The organism is Paenibacillus sp. RU5M, from assembly GCF_900221055.1.
In the GTDB taxonomy this organism is placed as follows: Bacteria; Bacillota; Bacilli; order Paenibacillales; family Paenibacillaceae; genus Paenibacillus; species Paenibacillus marchantiae.
In genome coordinates, this window is sequence record NZ_OBQM01000010.1 from 150,795 (window position 1) to 172,096 (window position 21,302).

Annotated in this window: 23 protein-coding genes; 21 read left to right on the plus strand and 2 right to left on the minus strand. The window is 38.8% G+C overall.

All coding sequences use genetic code 11. The features are described 5' to 3' along the window. Positions 1 to 152 precede the first annotated feature (152 nt). Entirely contained in the window at positions 153 to 620 is a 468-nt protein-coding gene (locus CRO25_RS25320; RefSeq protein WP_079696873.1) for a hypothetical protein, read from the plus strand. Positions 621 to 680: 60 nt separating this feature from the next. Here CRO25_RS25320 and CRO25_RS25325 read toward each other — a convergent pair whose 3' ends face one another. Continuing rightward, positions 681 to 1,430: a phosphodiester glycosidase family protein gene (locus CRO25_RS25325; protein ID WP_179132260.1), complete on the minus strand. Its 750-nt coding sequence runs from the start codon at positions 1,428 to 1,430 to the stop codon at positions 681 to 683. Between the two features lie 271 nt (positions 1,431 to 1,701). On the opposite strand from CRO25_RS25325, the gene CRO25_RS25330 reads away from it, so the two are divergent. From CRO25_RS25330 to CRO25_RS25340, 3 genes are all read left to right on the plus strand, one after another. Beyond that, on the plus strand, positions 1,702 to 2,349 hold the full coding sequence (locus tag CRO25_RS25330) for a restriction endonuclease (RefSeq protein WP_079696875.1): 648 nt from the start codon (positions 1,702 to 1,704) through the stop codon (positions 2,347 to 2,349). Positions 2,350 to 2,426: 77 nt separating this feature from the next. Next, complete coding sequence (locus tag CRO25_RS25335; protein ID WP_079696876.1) at positions 2,427 to 3,680, plus strand: MBL fold metallo-hydrolase; 1,254 nt, start codon at positions 2,427 to 2,429, stop codon at positions 3,678 to 3,680. Between the two features lie 55 nt (positions 3,681 to 3,735). Further along, positions 3,736 to 3,936, plus strand: a complete 201-nt coding sequence (locus CRO25_RS25340) for a hypothetical protein (protein WP_079696877.1) — start codon at positions 3,736 to 3,738, stop codon at positions 3,934 to 3,936. Between the two features lie 85 nt (positions 3,937 to 4,021). Here CRO25_RS25340 and CRO25_RS25345 read toward each other — a convergent pair whose 3' ends face one another. Then, positions 4,022 to 4,561 (minus strand): zinc-ribbon domain-containing protein, encoded by a 540-nt coding sequence (locus tag CRO25_RS25345; RefSeq protein ID WP_079696878.1) that lies wholly within the window; start codon positions 4,559 to 4,561, stop codon positions 4,022 to 4,024. A 157-nt stretch (positions 4,562 to 4,718) separates the two neighbouring features. On the opposite strand from CRO25_RS25345, the gene CRO25_RS25350 reads away from it, so the two are divergent. The 17 genes from CRO25_RS25350 to CRO25_RS25430 all read left to right on the plus strand — a co-directional run bounded on the left by CRO25_RS25350 (position 4,719) and on the right by CRO25_RS25430 (position 21,287). Continuing rightward, complete coding sequence (locus CRO25_RS25350) at positions 4,719 to 5,264, plus strand: hypothetical protein (protein WP_079696879.1); 546 nt, start codon at positions 4,719 to 4,721, stop codon at positions 5,262 to 5,264. A 122-nt stretch (positions 5,265 to 5,386) separates the two neighbouring features. After that, on the plus strand, positions 5,387 to 6,187 hold the full coding sequence (locus CRO25_RS25355; protein ID WP_079696880.1) for a hypothetical protein: 801 nt from the start codon (positions 5,387 to 5,389) through the stop codon (positions 6,185 to 6,187). 270 nt (positions 6,188 to 6,457) lie between these two features. Further along, positions 6,458 to 6,967, plus strand: coding sequence for a hypothetical protein (locus tag CRO25_RS25360; protein WP_079696881.1), 510 nt, complete (start codon positions 6,458 to 6,460; stop codon positions 6,965 to 6,967). Between the two features lie 812 nt (positions 6,968 to 7,779). Continuing rightward, positions 7,780 to 8,073, plus strand: coding sequence for a hypothetical protein (locus CRO25_RS25365; protein WP_079696882.1), 294 nt, complete (start codon positions 7,780 to 7,782; stop codon positions 8,071 to 8,073). A gap of 587 nt (positions 8,074 to 8,660) precedes the next feature. Continuing rightward, entirely contained in the window at positions 8,661 to 9,659 is a 999-nt protein-coding gene (locus CRO25_RS25370) for an S-layer homology domain-containing protein (RefSeq protein WP_079696883.1), read from the plus strand. Continuing rightward, positions 9,656 to 12,646 carry a hypothetical protein gene (locus CRO25_RS25375; RefSeq protein ID WP_079696884.1) on the plus strand — a complete coding sequence of 997 codons (2,991 nt, stop codon included), beginning with the start codon at positions 9,656 to 9,658 and terminating at the stop codon, positions 12,644 to 12,646. The genes CRO25_RS25370 and CRO25_RS25375 overlap by 4 nt, the downstream gene beginning before the upstream one ends. Positions 12,647 to 12,728: 82 nt before the next feature. Continuing rightward, complete coding sequence (locus CRO25_RS25380) at positions 12,729 to 13,304, plus strand: hypothetical protein (protein WP_079696885.1); 576 nt, start codon at positions 12,729 to 12,731, stop codon at positions 13,302 to 13,304. Positions 13,305 to 13,329: 25 nt separating this feature from the next. Next, a complete protein-coding gene (locus tag CRO25_RS25385) occupies positions 13,330 to 13,758 on the plus strand; it encodes a hypothetical protein (RefSeq protein ID WP_079696886.1) in 429 nt (142 codons plus the stop codon). Between the two features lie 21 nt (positions 13,759 to 13,779). Further along, positions 13,780 to 14,664, plus strand: coding sequence for an SAF domain-containing protein (locus tag CRO25_RS25390; protein ID WP_079696887.1), 885 nt, complete (start codon positions 13,780 to 13,782; stop codon positions 14,662 to 14,664). After that, entirely contained in the window at positions 14,664 to 15,566 is a 903-nt protein-coding gene (locus tag CRO25_RS25395; protein WP_079696888.1) for a hypothetical protein, read from the plus strand. Before CRO25_RS25390 ends, CRO25_RS25395 begins: the two co-directional genes overlap by 1 nt. Positions 15,567 to 15,659: 93 nt before the next feature. Beyond that, complete coding sequence (locus tag CRO25_RS25400) at positions 15,660 to 17,186, plus strand: CpaF family protein (protein ID WP_079696889.1); 1,527 nt, start codon at positions 15,660 to 15,662, stop codon at positions 17,184 to 17,186. A 15-nt stretch (positions 17,187 to 17,201) separates the two neighbouring features. Beyond that, positions 17,202 to 18,128 (plus strand): type II secretion system F family protein, encoded by a 927-nt coding sequence (locus CRO25_RS25405; protein WP_079696890.1) that lies wholly within the window; start codon positions 17,202 to 17,204, stop codon positions 18,126 to 18,128. A gap of 21 nt (positions 18,129 to 18,149) precedes the next feature. After that, complete coding sequence (locus tag CRO25_RS25410) at positions 18,150 to 19,013, plus strand: type II secretion system F family protein (RefSeq protein WP_079696891.1); 864 nt, start codon at positions 18,150 to 18,152, stop codon at positions 19,011 to 19,013. 81 nt (positions 19,014 to 19,094) lie between these two features. Next, complete coding sequence (locus tag CRO25_RS25415; RefSeq protein ID WP_079696892.1) at positions 19,095 to 19,487, plus strand: hypothetical protein; 393 nt, start codon at positions 19,095 to 19,097, stop codon at positions 19,485 to 19,487. A gap of 228 nt (positions 19,488 to 19,715) precedes the next feature. Next, positions 19,716 to 20,060 (plus strand): response regulator transcription factor, encoded by a 345-nt coding sequence (locus CRO25_RS33535; RefSeq protein ID WP_179132261.1) that lies wholly within the window; start codon positions 19,716 to 19,718, stop codon positions 20,058 to 20,060. Next, positions 20,044 to 20,937, plus strand: coding sequence for an AAA family ATPase (locus CRO25_RS25425; RefSeq protein ID WP_090810948.1), 894 nt, complete (start codon positions 20,044 to 20,046; stop codon positions 20,935 to 20,937). The genes CRO25_RS33535 and CRO25_RS25425 overlap by 17 nt, the downstream gene beginning before the upstream one ends. A gap of 26 nt (positions 20,938 to 20,963) precedes the next feature. Continuing rightward, complete coding sequence (locus CRO25_RS25430) at positions 20,964 to 21,287, plus strand: hypothetical protein (protein ID WP_079696895.1); 324 nt, start codon at positions 20,964 to 20,966, stop codon at positions 21,285 to 21,287. Positions 21,288 to 21,302 lie beyond the last annotated feature (15 nt).

Genomic DNA, 21,302 nt, shown 5'->3' on the forward strand with positions numbered 1-21,302 from the left:
ACATGAAACAGAGTCTGTGGCTCTCCAAACCTAACTTTTTTGAATTGGAACCTGTGTTCTATAATTGGTAGTCTAAAGAGATTTAAATGTAACTTTATGGATTTATTTGCGTCTATTGTAATGAAGGTGAATTTAGATAGGGGGATTTTGGGATGAATTTAAAAAAAGCATTATTGGCTAGCAGCCTTGTGTTGAGTGTACTCTTAATGGCTGGTTGTGGATCTGACGAGGCGCAGGCACCCGATCCTGTTCAATCAACTGAGCAAGTGCCCGCTCAAACAGAAGAAAAGGATCAAGTCAAAGAGGAACAAAGTATATACATTGATGAAGCTGGTTATGAGGGTGACGAGCTGGAGATGATTAAAGTAGTAAATCTATCAACAAAGTATAGAAATGAAGGGAACGAAGAGGAATTCCTGAAGCTCTTTAATCCGAACCATATGAAGACCTTAACGCCTATGAAAGTCGAAAGTATTCAACTTGAATCAATTAACTTCATGTCTGAAAATATTGGAAGTGTGGAAACCACAATAAAATACGATACAAAACAAGAGCCTGGAATAGCTCTATTTGTATTCGAGAAGAAGGATGGAAAATGGATTATCTCTGGAACAGACTAGGAACAGCGTAAAGAAGAAGCAGTCCCTCATAGGGGGACTGCTTCTTTGTGTCGTCGAACCTTAAACCCAATCAGTTGCTTCTACGGCGACCATAGTGTAAACGGGGCGTTGTTCATTACCCGGATCGTAAGACACTGGTGAAGGGTTGCCATTACGGACAACGGCATATTTCATTTGGGAAGAACTTCCACCGTCCAGCATAATAGCCAAGTTACAACCACGGTTAATCATGAACTGACGTACTTCATATGCATTCTCTGATTGGAACACAGCTAACCAGATTTTTGATCCATCCCAACCAATTGCAGTACGTGGACGGTTGATGCTAGGGCTGAAGCGATAAGCATTTTGAGTATTGGCTTTAGCGTCAGTACATGCATTCGCGTCGCCTGTACCATTAATCGCAGTATAGAATGCAGCAGAGTTAGCATATGAAACATTCGGGAATAGACTGTAGCCACCAATGGCCCATTTGATGTTGCTCAAGCTCGTTTCAGTGTATGCTCCGACAACACCTGTACTGATGGCATTCCCGCCATTGTAACAATACATGGTACCTCGTTTAGTCGCAGTACCACATGGTCCTTGATTAAGATGTCCATTAGTGTGTACTCTTGCACCATTTTGCATTGCAATACCAGTCAACTGTCCGTTTGTAAGGTTGAAGAATGTTCCATTGACCCCGAATTTCGGTTGGTTAACAACAGCTGTAGCGCCGATATTGCGAAGTACAATGGCCCCCAGATCTGCCTTAATTGCGTGTACTACTTTGCCGTTGTGTGCGTACTGAATATGTTGAGCTACTGTCATATATAAAACCTCCATAAAAGTTAATAGTGTTGTACGAAGCTAGTGGCCACTATTTTCGTCTCTCATATATGAAGGTAATTAACTCAGTAATTTAACAACCAGTTTTTAAAAAAATTATAATTGGACGTGAATTCACTAAATCATGAAGGTCTATGTTTCTACATATAGCTAGAGTTATGAGACTGGGTTATCCCTTAAAACTCCAATAAATTGATTTATTCCCATGGAATATATGGTATTATCAGACTAGTTTGTAGTGGAGGTAGCCCTAATGGACTATATTATTTTAGTATCAATCATTGTCGTGATTTTTGCGCTTTTATTGTTGTTATTGAGTTTAAAGCGTAAACAAAAGCGATCAGCCATATTCAATGAGGAGGATTACGATTTAAAATCAGTAACTATAGCTGATATAGACAGGATGGAGGATGGATCTGGCTTTGAGATGTATTTGTACAGATTGTTAATAGAGTTGGGCTATTCAGGGGTCTATAAGACGATTGGTAGTCGCGACTTTGGAGCTGATGTGGTTTTCACTGATCGGGAAGGTGTTAGAAATGTCATTCAAGCAAAGCGATATTCAGTTGAGCATCCAGTAGGAATTAGCGCTGTACAAGAGGTCTTTTCTTGCATGAGGTATTACAAGGCTAAGAAAGCCATCGTAATTGCTACAAGCAAGTTTACAGATTCTTGTGAGACATTAGCCGGCATCAACTATGTGAAATTGATTGATCGAAGAGACTTGATTAACGTGATTGAGGCTTTTCGAGCCGGTGATATTTACGAAGCCCGTGAAATCATTGAAGGTGAACCGAGGATGATACTTGAATCCTGGTCAGAAGCGAATAGCAACACGTTACATGAAGTGCGTAAGGATTACAAGGCAGAGAAGTATGTAAAAGAAGTGATGAGTAAGTGACATACAACTTAATTGTAATTTTGAGAATGCGGACTCTTGTTCGTCTTTCATATATATAAGTATTAATGGGGGACTTAATGAGAGATGAAGAATATTATGATGGTATTTCACACATTGGAGGTTGCTATCTGTTGTCTAAGTTTATTGCATTCAAGTTAAGTAGCGGGGAATCCTTTTATATCGAAACAATGGTAAATAAGCGTAAGAAGACAGTTCTTGTTGATGGGGGTGAAGGAAGAGCAATAACAGATCATTTTAAGAACGTAGTAAGGCGTGACAAAGTGAATGTAGTTGTTTGTACACATCAAGATAGCGATCATTCTAGGGGAATACATGCATTTTTGAGTAGATATCATTGTGACGAGGTGTGGCTTCCGGCAGAATGGGGAGATTTATATGGATACTTTAAAAATACACCTGATATAATTAAAACCTTTCTTGAGTTAGACTCGTTAGTACGAGGTTTTGAGAGTGAGAAACGGGAGGAAGTACCTACTATAGAATATTTGGAAGAATATATTTCAAGTAAAGTAGAGGCTGGAAAAGAAGAAGAGGAATGCTATTTTGAAGACTATAAACATATTGAAATAGAAAATATAGAAATGGTGTATAGTGCGCTAACACTCATGAATCTTGGTCTATCTGATATAGGGTTTTCTAACCTATCTAAGGATGTCTCGAACCTAGTAAGCGAGATTATTGGACATTATAAAAATATAGTTAATATTGCAGCTTTAGCGTTAAATAAAGGCATTTTAATCCGTTGGTTCGAATACCAAGAAGAAGCCCCTCTAAGAATACATAAAAATGATCCTCTGATTCCTTTAAACTCTAAAGAGGTTCTTCAAATTAAAAGATTTAAAAGTTCTACTGAATTTTTATTGCAATTAGTATCTCAATTTAATCTGTCTACGACGAACCGGCGTTGTCTAGTTTTTAGTACTAATTGGAAGAATAAAAAAACACCTCCGATCTTACTTACTGCAGATTCTAACTTGGATGGTAAAGAAGTAGAAAAAGCTAATTTTAAGAGTGGTATGATAATCACAGTTCCACATCACGGCTCTAAAAATAATAAGCCCGCTTTTGATAAAATAAAATGTAAAATTGTATCAAAACGAATTGATAGGACAAACTGGGTTAAGAGTTTTCACCAAGCGGTAGATTTGGATAGTTGGTACTTGAAAGATATTTTGGAGATAAAAGGTGGAACCAAGAGATATTGTACTAAATGCGAAAATAGCCACGTAGAATTCAAATTCATTCAACGAAGATGGAAACGAATCAAGACTAAGAAAAGAAGAGACGGATGTACTTGCACGTCAAAATGAAATTATACTGAGGAATACAAAGGCGGAATACGATAGTGAAGAACAGACTAATGAGATGGAATTATACTATCCGATATCATCAACAATAGCTCTACTCGTAAAGAAGGGGGGCCCTCTAGAAAATGAGTCAATAGATATTGAGGAAAGCGAAGTCCAAAAATATAACTATCTCATTTTTAAAGCATCTGAAGAACAGATATATGCTAACGACCCAGCGTTCCTTAATAGCTTCAACGTGGCAGATACCGAACAATAGTTTCAGATTAGTTTTGACTTTTGAATTATTGGAGTAGTCAAGAGTTCTTATTTCATATTTACATCTGTTCTTCAGAAGTACGTGGTTACAGTTGATTACCACGTTCAGTAGTATAATCTTTTAATTTTTCATACAACTTCCTGATCGAGCCATCACCCAGGTTTCTTACACGACATAGTCCATCGTAGTTAAACTCTAGGAGCTCATCAATTGTGTGTATATTCATACGTTTTAAACTGTTATATATTCTTGCTTCTACTTTTGGACTCACAAGTATCTCAATATCTTGTTCAATCGCATTATTTATTTTTAAAATATCCTTAAGTTTCATTTCCGGATGATGCTCAAGGTCTTTGAAAGAGTCTTCGAATTCGAATCTCTGCATTCTTTTCTGTTCCATTTCTTTTTTCCAGCGTGAACTCTTACACTTGGCGCAGCCAGCATCACGGACCCTGATCCTAACGGGATTAAATTCTACATGGCCAAACTCACATACCCACCATGCTCTTCTATGAGAATCGGCAGTTACATCGCTTGGTGATATTCGTTTGTTTTTTTCTACAATCCATTCTTCTGCTATATCACTATGAGATATCGAGAGGGGAACCTTCGCTTGTTCAATCAAGTATCTTCACTCCAAGTAGGTAAATTTCTATCTGCAGTATTAATGTTAGATAACATAAGTATATACCTGAATCTTTTTAAAGGTAATTACCAATAGAAGCGTTACCGATATTATTAAATATAAAAATGAAAATCAATTTGATTAAGGGGGTAGGGATATGAAGAAAATAACGATTGAAAATTATTATAATGCTGATGAACCTTTCAATATTTTTGGCATGGTTAACCATGAGACTGGAGAAACACAAAAAATTACGGAGAAAGATTTAATCAAACTCATTGATGATATTGAACTGAATGCCAACGTTTCTTCTGACATCAAAGAAATAATAGAGGTATCTAAAGCTCTTTTTACATACGGGTATTTGTATTGGAGTTTTTTAACACTTTCAATGGAGCATGCTTTTAAAGCATTTGAGGCGTCTGTTTCTTATGTTCATAAGGAGATTTATGGATCGAATTATAGTGGTAGCAGTCGCCTGACGCTGTCAGCCATGATTGATAGATTGCTAAAGAGAGAAATTATTGATTTAGAGCGGAAGGCTAGGTACGATATCATAAGAGAACTTAGAAACATGCATGCTCATCCGTCTTACCAAACGCAACTTGGGTTGCCGTCCTATAATGTATTGAAAGATATATGTACTGAAATAGACTTCTTATTCATTACAATCAATACATCAACTGAAACCGATGACTTATAGCAATTGTTAAGGATATTTAATTCAGTCCATTATCTATTGAACTGGTGTAGTGGTTCTTCGATCAAGAATGAGATGTACAGTAGTCAGATATTGAAAAAATGAGAACTAGGAGAGACCTATAAATGATGATCAACAATCACAACATTACTTTGTCTTATGATGAGAAACAATATGTTTATTCAGAAACACTCCGCACTACTGATAAATATAAGGGACCAGATCAAAATGACTCAATTAAGTATGTATATAAACTAGAATCCATCGATGAAGAAGAGAGTATTTTTATTAGATTTGTTTCAGATGTGGGTAATCTTATCCCAAAATGGATGGCTTATTACTTCAGTGATGAAAAGATAGATAATGTAGATAAGATGTACCCTAATCCAATGGGAATTTTAAAAAAAGAATCTGCGAAACTTTTAAAAGATAACATCGATAGAATCCGAGAATGGTTCATGTGGCCATCTGCTAATGGAAAAGGCGTCTTTGTTATTGAGGAGAATCTGAAAATAGACATTCAGATAATGGACATGCAGATCCTTAATTCAAATAAAGAACTGATCCATCAAAAGAAGGGGGTAGAAATTCTAGATAGACCGATTAAAATCTCAGAGTACCGTCATCTCTTAGAATGGTTACCTAAAGAACGTAATTTGACGCTCTTTAATCTTGGAATAAGACAGAGTAGGTACCCATATCCTTTGTTCGAAGTAAACTTTAGTGACAATAGTAAATCTGTGAAAATTGATTCCAAATTGAGTTTTTATCCTAAGTTGCAAAATGCTACTGTTAATCCGAAGCATTGGAATGGATATATAACTCAAGTACTGCACGACCCAGGTACGACAGAAGTTGTTAATAAGTTGCTTGAAGAGGAACTTCAAAGAATAAGAGATTTGAAAGCTCTCGGGCTTAAACAATAATTAAGATGCTAAATGAATTGAATTGTATCTTAATTTCAAGGATCATTTTTTAGTTTTTTTTGCTGTAAGCAACGCTACTCTCATCCTCGCTGTATTTTTCATTACCTTTAGAACTCGTACCTGAGTCAGAGAGGTTATAGATGGCGGCCTACGAAATACAAAGGCAAGCAATGTTTTGTCATACTCTCTATTAAAACTGTTAAGTAACCGTGATGGGATCTAACTTGAAGCACTCCCCTATGCCGATAATAGACTTAGGGGGGATAATATATGAGAAATATTCACTGGTCAGTTTACTGTGCAGTTAGTTATTTTATTCTTATTTTCATCATTAATGTGTGTATTTCAACTTGGGCTTCTTCTGAACACGCCCGATTAACGCAAGGTGCTAATAGCTCAGGTCAAGCAGCACCATCCATTGCTCAAGGAGTAGAGAGTCTGTTTGATAGTATGTTCGAGCCTTTAGAAAACACAACTGCAAATAATGGCCTCAATGAAATACATATAAATGCGGAGGAAATACAAAAAAAATCAGCGCAATTAGTTAATACAGCTAAGTCTGCACTTATTTACATGTTGATAAGCATCTTTGCGAGTGTTTTAACAACTATTGCATTACTTTTTCCTAAAATTGTAATGGATATAATCGAAAAGTTCACCGATCTTACTGATATTGACTATGATTCACTTTCAAAATTAAAATTTGTTATGGTGACAGCTAATATCAGTATTCTATGCTGGGATGTTTATGGAGCAGTGAATATATGGAAGTATTTCTAGACCACTTGCAACAGTAGGTTAGGATTTCCTCGTAGATTAGAGTATGCTTAAGTATGAAAGAATGGGACATTCTATAAAAGTGTCTCAGCAAATGAAGTGTACGGCTCATTAATTAAAGTAGGCTGGGGGAGGTCGAGTATATTGAAAAAGATCATAAGTTCTCTAACGGATTGGATTTCATTTGGGAATGATGTAGGATATATATTCGCATTGAGATACAAGTTAGGAATTGCTCAAGAAGGTAAAGACTTTTTTTGTACAGGGGATTTGGATAACGAGATAACTTTAGATTCCCACTCTAACTCTTAAGAAGCATGCCTACGTGAAATAGTGAAAGACTACTAAGTATAATGTGTGCATCAGTACCTAGTTGAAGAAATAGTGAGCAGTAATTGTTCTATGATCGGTGTTGTTTTTTTGGGAAATTTTCTGAATATATGTATTGCAAGATTTACAAATGTGGGGTATTATAATTCTTGTGAGTAACACAGAAATGAAAGGTGACCTACATATTATGTGGGTCGCTTTTTCATTTGATTAAGCAATGAAATTAGTTTGACAGGTATTTAATACAAATCAATCAGAAATAAAAATGAAGTATTTAATTCAAACAATGTATTGCATGATTTACATTATTGATATATAATTCAATTATGCCCCCGTGAGAACCATGATGATGTGTTGTTGCTGCAAATAAAGTATGATCTCATTAAAAAAGAGATTGTGCTTTATTTTTTTTGACAGAAACAGACAGGGATAGTGTTCATCATGCTTCTCACATCGACGATATATATGCAGAGAGGGAGAGGTTCATGGAAGACAATACTATACAGGAAGCAACACAGGAGCCTGAAAGAAAACATATATTTTTGATATCGATTAGTAGTTTTGCAATTTATGTAACAGCTATGAAGCTTCTGATTACATTATTTCCGGAGATGAAACAACAGTTCAGTACCTCTCATATAGGGGTATACGAGCTTTTGTATCTAACGATTACCTTTGTAAGTCAGCCGATTTTCTATAGTGTGATCTGTGGATTATGGTTGATGTCTGCATGTCAGTCTTTCAAATGGGAGTTTGCTTTACGCTATTTTGGGGATTAGAAACAGGGGCTTATAAAGACTTTGTATGGTATTGGACCGATGCCCTATCATAATAATGATGTGGCCGAACCATACCTTAGTGATCCTGGTACTCTGACGATAATACATAGTAGAGAGGTAGAGACTGATGGAAGATAGCTCAAAACAAAAAAATGAAAAAAATATATACTATTAAAGTCAGTTAGCAGTATTGCGATAAGCTTAACAATTATAAAGTTTTTAATTACTTTATCTCCGCATTTACTAGATATGCTTGGGACATCCAGTTTGCAGCTAACAATCTGATATATCGAGTGACTACAATTCTAATTCTTCCAGGTTTCTATAATGTTATCTGTTGTTTATGGCTAATAACTGCATTTTTAGCTTTTTCCCAAGACAATAATTATGAGATTTTCAAAAAATCATTCTTATTGATGAGCGTTTGTTTAACGCTTTTTTGGTCGCTAGAAACAGGAGTCTATAGAGAGATGATTATTTACTTGACTAACGCATTATCATTCTGAAAGTTGTGATTCAATGAAGTCATGATACATTGAATATGTGTTTAAGATTCAGTGTTGATTAAATATTAGGAGGGATACTAGTTGAAAACTAACTCTAAATCGAAAATGTATCGAAAAATGATTATTGGTTTCACGGTGCTTACAGTAATAGCTACATCGTTTGCAGATAGTAAGTTCACAGACATTCCAGCTAATTATTGGGCCCAAGATACAATCTCATGGGGCGTAGAACGGAATATCATCCAAGGTTATCAAGATAATACGTTTAAACCTGACCAAAATGTCACAGAAGCCGAATTCATCACGATGTTCATCAACGCTTTTGAAGGTGTTCAAGAGAGTGAAGATACATACTGGGCTTCAGGTTACTATGAATATGCAAAGAATCATAACTGGGCGATTAAGGGATACGGGGATACCAAAGCAGCAAGTACCAAAATCAATCGGACTCGCGTTGCTGAGATCGTTACCGGTGCAGTAGGGGTGAATTACTCCGGAGATAATGCAATTCGATATATGCTCACAAAGGGACTAGCTGAAGGTAGAGGTTCATCTCCTTCAGTTTCGGGTTATCAGGGTTCATCTTTGCTTAAGAGATCAGAAGCAGTTCAGTTCATTAAAAATCTGATGGATAAAGGTGTGACAGAGGTGAAGGAGCGTCCAACAAAACCATCCGATCCAAAAGATATTTCTGCGCTGCCTGGTGAGAATAGTTCAAGTGGTGATGTAACTCTTAAAGAATTGAAAAAGGCAGATGCATCACCTGACGTAGCAAGAGCGATTGGATTTATGCCAAAAGACGCAGTAAGTGAATCATATATCAAAGATTTTTTGAGTAGTGTTGTTATCAAGAGTGGTAAAGCAACATTCACTGTGCCTAAGACGATCCCTAAAGGGTATACGGTTTATCTAGATGGGGTTGATGGCTCTGCTTATAGTTTAAAAGTAAGTGGAGGAGAAACTAAAACAGTTGATATCAAAGATGGTATTGGTATTTCGATGTATGTAGGATCAACCGCAAAGCAAGGAATTACTATTATGGCGAATGGTGATGTGATTTGGGGGGCTAAACATTCATGAGTGATTCCAAAATAAATAAGAGATTTAATTTTAAGAAGCGGGCCGTTATGGCCACGCTTCTTTTAGTTGTCGTAATGCTTGTATTTGTAGGGTGGAGAGTCTTTGCAGCTGCAACTCCTCCATCTTATGGAAAGCAATTCTATCCATATACCCGAGAAACAACTGTCAGACTAACTGGAGATTTGACTCCAAGTGGACCTGGAAGGCCAGAGTTAGAATATGCCCAACGTCAGTCATACGCATTATGGTCAGATATACGCTTCAGAGATCTTGCGACAAAAGCTTGGAGTGATGCTACCCCCGGAGGAGACTATAAAGGGGTAATCACCTTTAACATTATAGAAGAAGATGCAAAGGATGACTTTAATAAAAGGGAAGGATATAACCTTATTCCATTGACTGAAAATGGCGTATCGTACGGACCGATTAAAATGGTGTCAGAATGGGCGAATGGTAATCCGGACTACATCATTAACAAGCTAAAAGAAGGGTCCGATGAAAGTAATTATTATCTGAAGGCGAGTAATCGATATTTTGTTGGAGCTCCGACCCCCAACAACACGTGGTATCGATTACCATCACTGATTGCTCTCTCAGGTGGTGGATTAAATATGACTACGGACATGGTGGCTCAAGCGCCAACTACCAGTGTAAATCGAGGAGTAACTTTCCCGTCTTTTAAAACAACCTATTCTACCACACCATGGCCAAAGATTTTCACCATCTATGGTGCTGAAGGAACTGCAGAAAGACAGACGGTGAGCTCAGCTAAAGGAATGCTGCGAATCAGCACCACGACGTCTTCCTATTGGGGGAATAAGCATAAGCTGTGGTTTGTGGAAGGGAAATTCTCACAAGAACAGATTATGGCTGAAATCAATAAAACTACGGCAGCGTCCGGAAATAAAGATGCTACGCGGTTTGATAGTTTTGCCAAGAATGTTTACAAAGAAATCAGTACAGGTGGTAAACAAACGTTCAGTTACAATACATCGATCCCGGTAACGGACATTAAAAAAATAACCAAAGCGGATGGTACAGTTAGAGATTATACACTCGTGGTGAGTGATGGATATGATCGAATTGCCGTCCAAAACTTTAAACTGGGTGTGTCTGATCCGGATCTGGCGGTTGACCCGAATAGTATTTCGATTACGCCCGCAGCTCCTCAGCCGGCCGGAAGTACAGCGTCGGTATCGATTGACGTGCTGAATAACGGTACCAATGATATCGCGAGTACCTACTTATTATGGCGTTGGAACTCAACAACTGCAGTGCAGAAAGTTCCGATTGCAAACTTTAAAGCCGGTGAGCGGAGAAAGCTTAACATCGAAGTGAAATATCCTAATCATCCGGATGTACTCATTTTCAATATCAACGGGTACAAAGATAATCCACCAAATGAGTCGGATTGGGAGAACAATAGGGCCCAATATAAAGTGGGTACCGGTTCAGTGAACTTACGAGCAACTGAGATCCGCGTAACACCATCAAAGCCACAACCTGGACAGATTGCAAGGTTCCAGGTACTCGTTGAAAACGAAAGCTATACAGAAACAATCACGAACACGTATTTAGATTGGTCTGTTAATGGAGTGGCCAAAGAACGGATTAGCTCTATAACTCTTGCACCACGGGAGAAGAAGTGGATAACCGACTTGAAAGTTACGAGTGTTCCAGAGGGAGATAAGCTCACGATCAAAGCAGAGATAAATAGTGGTCACAATCGACCTTCCAATGAATATCGCGAAGGAGGCTTAGATCCGTGGATAGATAACAAGATTGAAAAAGTTTACGACTTGAAGGAGAAAACACTGAATCTATTCGTTAAGAGTGTAAGCTCCGGTACAGCTACTCAGAGCCAAAATGTGACCACTCGCGTCGAGGTTGGCCGTGAGAATCTTCCCGGTGATCCGATGGAGGCAAAGACGTTCGCTGTGAAGCTCTTCCTCGTTGATGCGAGTGGAAAGGATACACTTGTTGGTACGCAGCAAGTCACCTTCTCTAAACCAGGAGAGAGCAAAACCCTCATGTTGAGCTGGAATACGGGTGGACGAGACTTAGGGAATTATAACTTGGTCGCTACCATCAATCTACCGCCATCACAAGGCGAAAAAACGTATCAGGATAATCAACTCAGTGCAGGATTCACCATATACGGTCGGGCTACCAACGGTACGTGCAAAGTAACGAATCATACCTCCGACATTTCAGGCACTTATGAATATTGTGCGAGGTATGGAACAGGCTACGACAGTAACGGTAACTCATACTCGTATTGCGCACGATATGAAACAGGTTATTATTATGAATATTTCAACTCCAATTTCAATAAAGCTTTATCCGGAACATTTGTTCAAGAGAATGCAGATGAAATCAATGGAACCGATGTACCGCTTGTCCGGAGTAACAGCACGACCATTAAAGCTGGACAGGGATTCAATTTTGTAATTGACTCCAAGTACACGGAGGACCGCGGTAGAACAGGTAACATTTACCGGGCAGTAGCTCATTTCCCTAAAGCAGACGGTACGATCGAGGATATTGAGTTAGTAAAATTATCTTCCTCTACGAATCAGGTCCAATGGGGAATACCACTCGCTTGGGTAGCTAAGCATGGTGACGAGGTCATTTATAATGAGGGAGGAAATCCTGGATCGAGAAATCCCGAACAGGACAACTATTACTATCCAGGCGGCCGTGCGTACTATGCGTCACTTGCTATGCCTGATGGGACCTATAACATCGGTGTAGATCTATATGCATCCGGAGTAAATAACCTAACACAATGTATCAATATTCAATTTACTGTTTCTGATAATTTGATGAATGACTTTTATGTGCGTCAGGTGATGCCGGAAGATCCATTCCCTTCACAACTATTCCCGACCGGTGCAACGAAACCATGGGTCGGATCTGTAGAAACATTGAAACGTTTGGCGGATTGGGTTAATTTTTCGGAAAATACCATCAATTGGCCAAACTAAATTGTTGCAGTAAAGCCTTCGCGAAAGCGGAGGTTTTTTCTATTTATATGAAGGTACAACGATATGAGAAGGAGGCTCATAAATGCTAGTTATCACCGCAATATTAATTGGCATATACAACGCATTTAATATGTATTGTGATGTCCGGTGGCGAATTACTAAAAACCTATGGCATCTGCTATTCATGATTATCTTCTTTGCTTTAATCATGTGGCAGTTTCCGACAACGATAGTTTGGGTGCTGATTTGTGGTTTCTTTGGAATGCTCGCGATCGGATTGATTTTGGAACATGTAGGTTCAACAGCGCCGGGCGATACCAAGATGATGATGATTAATGGGGTAGGCGTATCATTATTTGCGCTCATTGGTAGTGAGGGAGTAGTAGGTGGACATTACCGGAATGTAGTTCTTCTTTTTATAGGCTCATTAGCGCTGATTCTATTTAGTATTGATGTCTACCGCTTTGGAAAGAAACATGGTTTAACCAAAGTACTTAAAACACTATTCAGTCATTCCTTTGGGTTCATTTTAAGAAAGTTTGGATTAGGCCTATTTGCTGCTGAACCAGATCTAAACAACACATCGATGCGGGTACTACCAGGTGCAGTGATGATCACCATGGCCGTCTCTGTCACCCTTTTGGTCTTCTATCCATGATGGAGAAAGAAAGGAGGAGATCCGGATGTCTACTTCACCCAAGATGTTGATGTTTCTCATTGTTTTTACGCTGTTTGCTTACTTCACTATTGATTACATCAGTATAGGAACACAGAAAGTGAAAATGCAAAGTTCCACACGCAACACGACACAAACGGCAATGATGCGATCGGTGGAAGAGGGTGGAATACGAACAAAGCATTTACCAAGAATCGATATCCAACAGTTTGATCAACAATTTGGAATATACGGCGAGCTGAATGCAGGAACAAAAGCGATGATGAGTTCTTACACCGGTATATATCAAATTAATCGATTGGCCCCATATGCAGCTGTTCAGATGGGCACACCTGTAGAATCGTTATCGATGAAGATGCTCAAAAGCGACAAGGTTAACATCTGGCATTATCCAAGACATCGCGTTGTCTTTATTTGGGATAAAAAAACAAACTAATTATTGGAGGTTAGACGTTTCATGAATAAACGTAGGATAGCTGCTGTAATGATTTCAGCATTGGTCGTAATTGGATTCGTAGGAATCAGTGAGTATCGCGTGAGTAATGAATTAAGGCCGACCACGGTCTATTTCGCAAGTCAGGATATCCCGGCACATACAGAAATCTTGGATAGTATGGTGACAAGTATGGAACTCCCCTTGAAAGGCCTGCCGCCAGGCATTATCACAAACAAAAAAGATCTAGTGGGTAAATACACGCTTGATCAATACGGACTGGCTCAAAACAGTTATTTCTTCCAATCCAAAATTGTTTCACAAGACGAGTTGATGGATGCAGCCCGTATGAAACTGAAAGATGGTCAATCTCTTTGGACCGGAAGTGTGAATCTACTCGAATCTTCTGCAGGTAATGTCCTACCTGATACTGACATTGATATTTGGTTCAGCGCCGTAGAAACAGATGGAGCAGATTCGAAGTGGGTTATCGGTAAAATGTACGAAGGTGTTACGGTCCTGAGTGCTAAGAATAAAAAAGCTGAAGATATTGTGGCGAAAAATAACACCAACACAGTGAATGCACAAGGTCAGACTACAGCTCCGAAAAAAGAGTTGTATCCGACAGTCGTTCAACTGGCAGTGGATGATGATCAGCTGCAGATATTAAATGCATCGTTGTCTACCGCATTCAGGGATGGAACCATCATTTTGGTACCCCACAACGATAATCGTGAAGCGGGACTTCCGGAGTTAGGTGTAACAGGTGTCTACGACATCAAGCCTTACATTAAGTCCAAACAATTGGATCTCGATCAGTACATCAATAAAACCAAAAGCACATCTGATACAGAAACAAAACAAGTTGAATCACTATCTGCTATTCAACCAGAGGGAGAGAAAAACTAATGACGACTGAAATTATGGACGATACCGTAAACATATCTTTTGCGAAGACGAACAATAAGGTAATTGTAGGGTGGTCATGCGAAAGCGGGATGGGTGTTAATACCTTCTTGAACGCAGCCGCAGTAGAAAGTGCAAGAAGGGGAGTGAAGACTGCCTTAGTGGAATTAGATGTATTACACGCTTCAACCTCTATTTCACTTGGTATGAGTCATCGGACCCGTAATCTGGAAACATGGTTGGCAAAGAGTAAAGAATCGAATAAGCTTCGTGATATTCGAGATTATCTAGTGAATTCAAAACTCTGGATGCAAGACATGGCTTCCTCACATCCTGGTCTGGTAAGTGTCATTTCAGAACTCCCAGAAGATTTGTATCTATTTGCACCTTCTCAATTTATGGATCGTTTCCAGGCGCATTCATTGCCCATGAGTAAGGATATGCCTTATTTCATAATCGAACAATTAAGTGAATTAGGATTCGAAGCTATTTACTTGGATATTCCAAGTGAAATGCTTATGCCGGTTACAGGTGTAAGTCTGAAGCTTGCCAGTGAGCTTTTAATTTTCGTTGATGGGCATGTAGCGCACAGCGTGTATACAGGTCAAGAAATTAAGCGGATGCTTAGTAACAATGGAGACCAGAGAGGATTGAAAATCATTCTGAATCGTGCGCCAGGTTTGGCACCGGCCGTGGAGAAAATTCTTGGACAACCCGTGTGGAAGTCATTACCGGATGATCCAACCATTACGGAAAAATCGTTGGATCTTATTCCAGGCGGTGGAGAGAAGTACAATTCCGTAGTGAATAGTTTCGTGGATACTATCGGTTTTAAAAAGAAAAAAAATCAGCAACAAACCAATGATGGAAACAAAAAGGGACTTAAAAGATTATTCTCCAGATAAAACTTTAATTCAAGCCCACGATGCATCGATCGTGGGCTTTTTTCTTTTCTATATAAATGACAGAGTCACAAGTTGAGAGAGGAGCAAATAAAAATGGCTACAGGTACGGATTTGGTGAGTCCTGCAAAGGATATTATGCAACACGTTATAAATTCAGTGAATTCAACAGAGAACACCGCAAATGAACCAAAAGAGGGCATAGTGAGCGATCCTCCTAGTTTTTTTATCTCTCAAGAAGAATACTATGAAGGCGTAAATAATCCGACCGGCGCAACTGAGTCAAAACATGGGCTATCTATTGATTCCATGGTATCGGCAGATGCCTTAAATGTAGTTCGAGATAAACTTTCATTATCTTTCGGCAACGAACTTTCCAGAGCATTTTACAATCGTGAAATACGAAATGAAATGGAAAAAGCGGCCCGTAAATTCCTTATGGAGAATGAACAGTTAAAAGATCACAGTAAGGGACTCAAGGAGCAAGCGAAGGATCTCGTAGATGAGATAGTAGGGCTAGGACCTATTGATGGCGTCATGAACGACAACACAATCATGGAAATTATGATTAATGGTGATAGTGAAGTATACGTGGAAGATCACAATGGCATACGCCTTACGGATATCAAGTTCAATGATGAAGAACACGTACTATCCATAGCACGAAAAATGCTCAACTTTTCTAATGCGACGATTAATGAAGCTTCCCCAATCTGTGATACAAGGTTGTCTGACGTACGGTTGAATATCGTGATACCACCAATCTCAAGAAATGGTACAACCATCACGATACGAAAATATCCTCCTATTAACCTATCGGCAGAGAAGATGATTCAAAATGGGCTGCTTACGGAGGAGATGTTTAAGTTCTCTCAATTGGCTATTCGTGGTGGGGCGAATATTTTAGTTGTTGGTAGTACCGGATCAGGTAAAACAACATTTATTAAGCGTTTATGTGAAGAGATCCCTGATCATGAAAGAACACTGACCATTGAGGATACAGAGGAACTTCGACTCAAGGTTCTATATCCTAAAAAACATATCGTAAGTCTGGAATGTAGATTTACCGGCAATAAAGATACCACAATTGACTTGGGTGGATTGTTAAAATCCTCTCTTCGAATGTATCCATATCGAATAATTGTAGGTGAAATTCGTTCACAGGAAGCACTCGATTTAATTGAAATTTTCAATACGGGTCATGACGGTGGTTTGAGTTCACTTCACGCCAATTCTGCAAAAGATGCTGTCACCCGTATTGTACAGATGATTCTTCGGAACGGTTTACCATTAGCACCAAACATCATCGGAAAAATGGTGAGTACTGCGATAGATATTATTTACTTTGTGGAGAAACTGGCAGATGGAAGTCGTCATATTACAGAAGTTGTTGAGTTGCTCGGTTATGAAAACGATGAACCTATTGTCAATCACTTGTATAAATATGAAGTGGCAGATGTAGAGGCTAAAAGTGATGGAAAGCTGAAGTTCATTGGGAAACATAGCGTGGGTGAAGATTGTACAATATCTACCAAACTAATGAAGAAGATGATCACACGTGGTGTCCCACGGTCAGAACTGAAAAAATGGACGAAAAACGACTTCAATTTGACAGCCATTTAAAGAAAGGGGTACATCATGGATTTATCAAATATTGTATACTTCGGCTCATTTGTTATCATGTTCGTCTTGTTGATCTTCTTACTACTTTATCTCTTGCCAAAGAAAAAGTACCGCTCTTGGAGCATGATTAAGTCAGAGAATGAAGAAGAAATCCAAAAAAAGACACAACAGACTGTAGCTTCAAAGCGATTCAGATTCACGCGTTACCTTTCAGCTAATACCTATGAAATTGAAGCGGACAACATTAATTGGGACGTCGGGGCGAAAGCGCCCCTTTATCTTTATGGGTGTCTGCTTTTAGGTGTCGGATTTGGAGTACTAATGGAGTCTCCGATTGCAATGATTTGTGGAGCGTATGCTGGGCTGTGGGCTCCTTGGTTTGTATTGAATAATAAAAAACAGAACTACGAGGATTTCACAGAGGAACAAATAGAAGTCCTGGTCCAAGCGGTAAGCGCGGGTTATTCCATTACACAGAATTTGACAACTTCCATGGACAAAGCTACTGAAAGCTTGGAGGGCCCAGTTAAAGAGAAATGGAAAAAACTCGTGGATGATTATTATACCGGTATCATGCTGCCAGATTTGCTCAAGGACATGCAAAAATCGATTCCTGTCAAGGAATTCAAAATGTTCTCTGATGTTTTAATCGTTGTTGAGAGAAACGGCGGAGACGCTTCTCCTACAATGAAGCAGATCGCGGATGTCATCCAAAGTAATCGTCTCTTGAAGGAAGAAGCAAAAGCGGAGTTGATTCAGCAGCGTCAGGCTCATAGAACTAACGTTATAATAGCTATTGGTATGGTGCTGTTTTTTAGATTTGCTCAAGCAGAGCAGTATAAACAACTCATGGATCTTCCTTTGGGTCAAGGGTTACTCATCGCATTAATCGTGTACATCCTTTGGTCTTTCCCAAAAGTAAATCAGATGACTCGAATTTAAACAGAACGGAGTGTAATTAACTTGATCTATATCATTATTGGTGCAATCTTCTTTTTATTACTATATGTGAGTCTAACAACGCTTTTGGCGACGGGCAGATCGTATCGGGCATACGCCTATATTGCGGATAATAATCAGGCTATGTGGAAAAAGGTAGCGGGATCATTAGAGGTGGCTGCTCGTAGCAGAGTTAAGCTTTCAACAGAACAACATTCTGCTTTGGAAAAACAACTGTATCGTCTAGGTTGGAAAGAGCGACCTGAAGATATCGCTGGTCAACAACTCATGTTTGGAGGCCTTGCGTTTGTAGGATTTACATTCTTCGCAATACTTACGAATTCGGCGCCTTTTTTCTTTCTAGCAATTGGTGTAGGATTCTACTTTTATCGTTATCCGGTATCTCGCTTGAAAAAAGAGTTGGCATTCAAAGAGAGATTAGCACAAGAAAAATTGCCTGACTTCATTGATCACCTCATATTACTGTTTTCTGCTGGATTAACTCCCTATGCAGCTATCAAATTAGCCTGTGAGCATGCCCCAGATGGGCTTGAGCTTGATTGTACTCGTTTATCAAAGGACATGGACCTGATGTCGGAGTCCAGGGCGTTAGAACGATTTGCTGAAAGCGTAGGAACTTCGTCTATCAAACGATTCGTATTTGCTATGAAACAGGCTATTCAGATGAGCAAAGAAGAGGCAGAAGAAATATTCAAATCGCAAACCAAACTCATGAGGGAAATTCGTGTACAGAACAACAGAAAAATAATTAAAGAGCGCCCTGCGAAACTACAACTTATTAGTACGGGGATGTTCGCTTTTGTTTTAGCTGTACCTCTAGCCATTATCGTTATCAACTTTATGGCTCAAATGAAAGGCATGGGATAAATTCAATGGAGAAATCGATCTGTAAGCGCGGATCGATTTTTTTATTTAATGACAAGCAAAATGAGAAAGGAAGGTTAACTCATGCAATCACCAGAGAAACTGCTATGGATACCGCTTCTGGCCTTCTTCCTATTTTTCACTCCGGATATCATAACTTATGGGCAATGGCAGTGGAAAGCGAATCAACTAACGGATTTCGCTGTTGAACGAATGGCATCAAGTGGGGGATGGACAGACACGGTAGAACAAGAAGTAACATCGAAGATGGAAAAGATGGGTTTCGATAAAGATAAGTGGATCATTTATCGGACTGAGGGAGTTGTTAAAGCACCAGGTAACGTCCAGTTTCAAATATCAAGTAAGTATCATTTAAAGGCATTTGGGATATTTGGTGAAAAAATGAATAAAGCGATGGGTGACTCGACTGTACTCACATTGTTGGCCAATCAGCAGAAGAGTTCGCAGATATACTAAATGTTTTTGAGTTTGTGTATTGCATGATTTACATCAATGATGTATAATCAATTCATCGGGAACACCAACCACCCGATAGAAGTGTTCGATCTCCTTTTAATAGATTTACTACCTTGGCAGAAGAGTGTTTTATCACTCTTCTGTTTTATTTTTATCTTGTATCAGACAGTCACCTGCATTACAAGGTACTGTCTTTTTTTCTGTATATATATAAGGAGGCGATATTCTATGTCAAGTTCTGAGGCGATACTAAAAACATTGGAAGTAACGATGTATCGATGCGATTTAAGGGAAAAGCAACGCACTGTGTTGTGGATGCTATTACAGGGGAAAGAGAAAAAAGAAATCGCAAATACACTTCACCTTAGTGAAGAAGCTATTAGAAAACATCAGCGGACCATATATAACAAGCTCGGGATCGAGGGTAAATCGCAACTTGTTAAGTGGGTCATTGAACAGATATCTATTTCAATTCATGAACCTCAGCCACTATCTAAAGATCAGATCTTCTGGGAACAGATGCAGCAGAGAAATCCTTATGAAGCGGGTGAAATACGTGGAAATAGATTTTAATCAGAATTACTTTAAACAGTTGGAACGTATTAGGACTCGTTTGCAGTCAGAATATTATGAACGAGAATCACTTATCCGCTGTGCGTTAGTGAGTGTGATTGCCGGTGAACACATGTTATTGATAGGACCTCCAGGTACAGCAAAAAGCTCTGTTCTGGAAAGATTATTTCAATGTTTTCGTGAACTAAACATATTTAAATGGAGTATGAATTATGATACGACTCCAGACGAAATCTTAGGCCCTTACGAAGAAAGTCTATACACTAAAGGTCAATTGAGACGAAAGACAGTGGGTAAGCTTCCAGAGGCTCATATGGCGATATTGGATGAGATCCTAAGAGCTAAAGGGGAAACGTTGAATAGCTTGCTGGATGTTATTAACGAAAGAACTATTCTTCAGATGAGTGAGCGAGTTAAAGTGCCATTGATTAGTTTGTTTGGAGCAACGAATGAACTTCACGATGAGGAACAGAACCATGCGTTGTATGATCGTTTTTTGATACGGATAAAAGTTGGATACGTAATTTTTCCAGATGCTTTGAAGGATATGCTAACAAGTAAACATATGCATGAAGAAAGTTATGATTCAATCTCCCTTATTGATTTGAATAAGTTGAGAATGAATTCTGAATTTGTAATAATTCCAGATGAGATTATCGATGCGATTGTTCTAATCCGTACCCAGTTATTTAAAGCGAGAATATATCCTTCGGATAGGAGACTTAAAGCGAGTCTGAAGCTTCTTAAAGCTTCAGCGTTACTGGATGGACGGTTGGTAGTTCAGAACAGAGATCTTCAGATTCTTTATTACGTTCTTTGGAATAAGCCGGCAGATGAAGATAAGGTCACACGCATATTGAGTGACCATTTACGTTAATTAAAATTGATTGGAGGATTAACCTGGTGAACAAAATCACTGCTTTTACACCAAAACACCTGCAGAACCTATTAAATGAGTGGGAGAGCGATTACAAGCTTAAAACACATGATGGAGAAATCCGCTCTATTGAAATGACGAAAAGTTATGAAGTCTCAGGCCCAATAACTACGGCAAACACATTTATCATCAATGTGTGCAGAATGTACAAATATATGACTGTAAGCAAACAAGGAAGTACAATTACATTGAGTATTAGTGTCAAACCGGAAACAGTTGATGATTTTTTGGCATTTTGCAATAAGCTGCAACTTCAAGAAAAGGCTTCTAAAGATGGGCTCATCTCATGAATATCAACCTTAAAT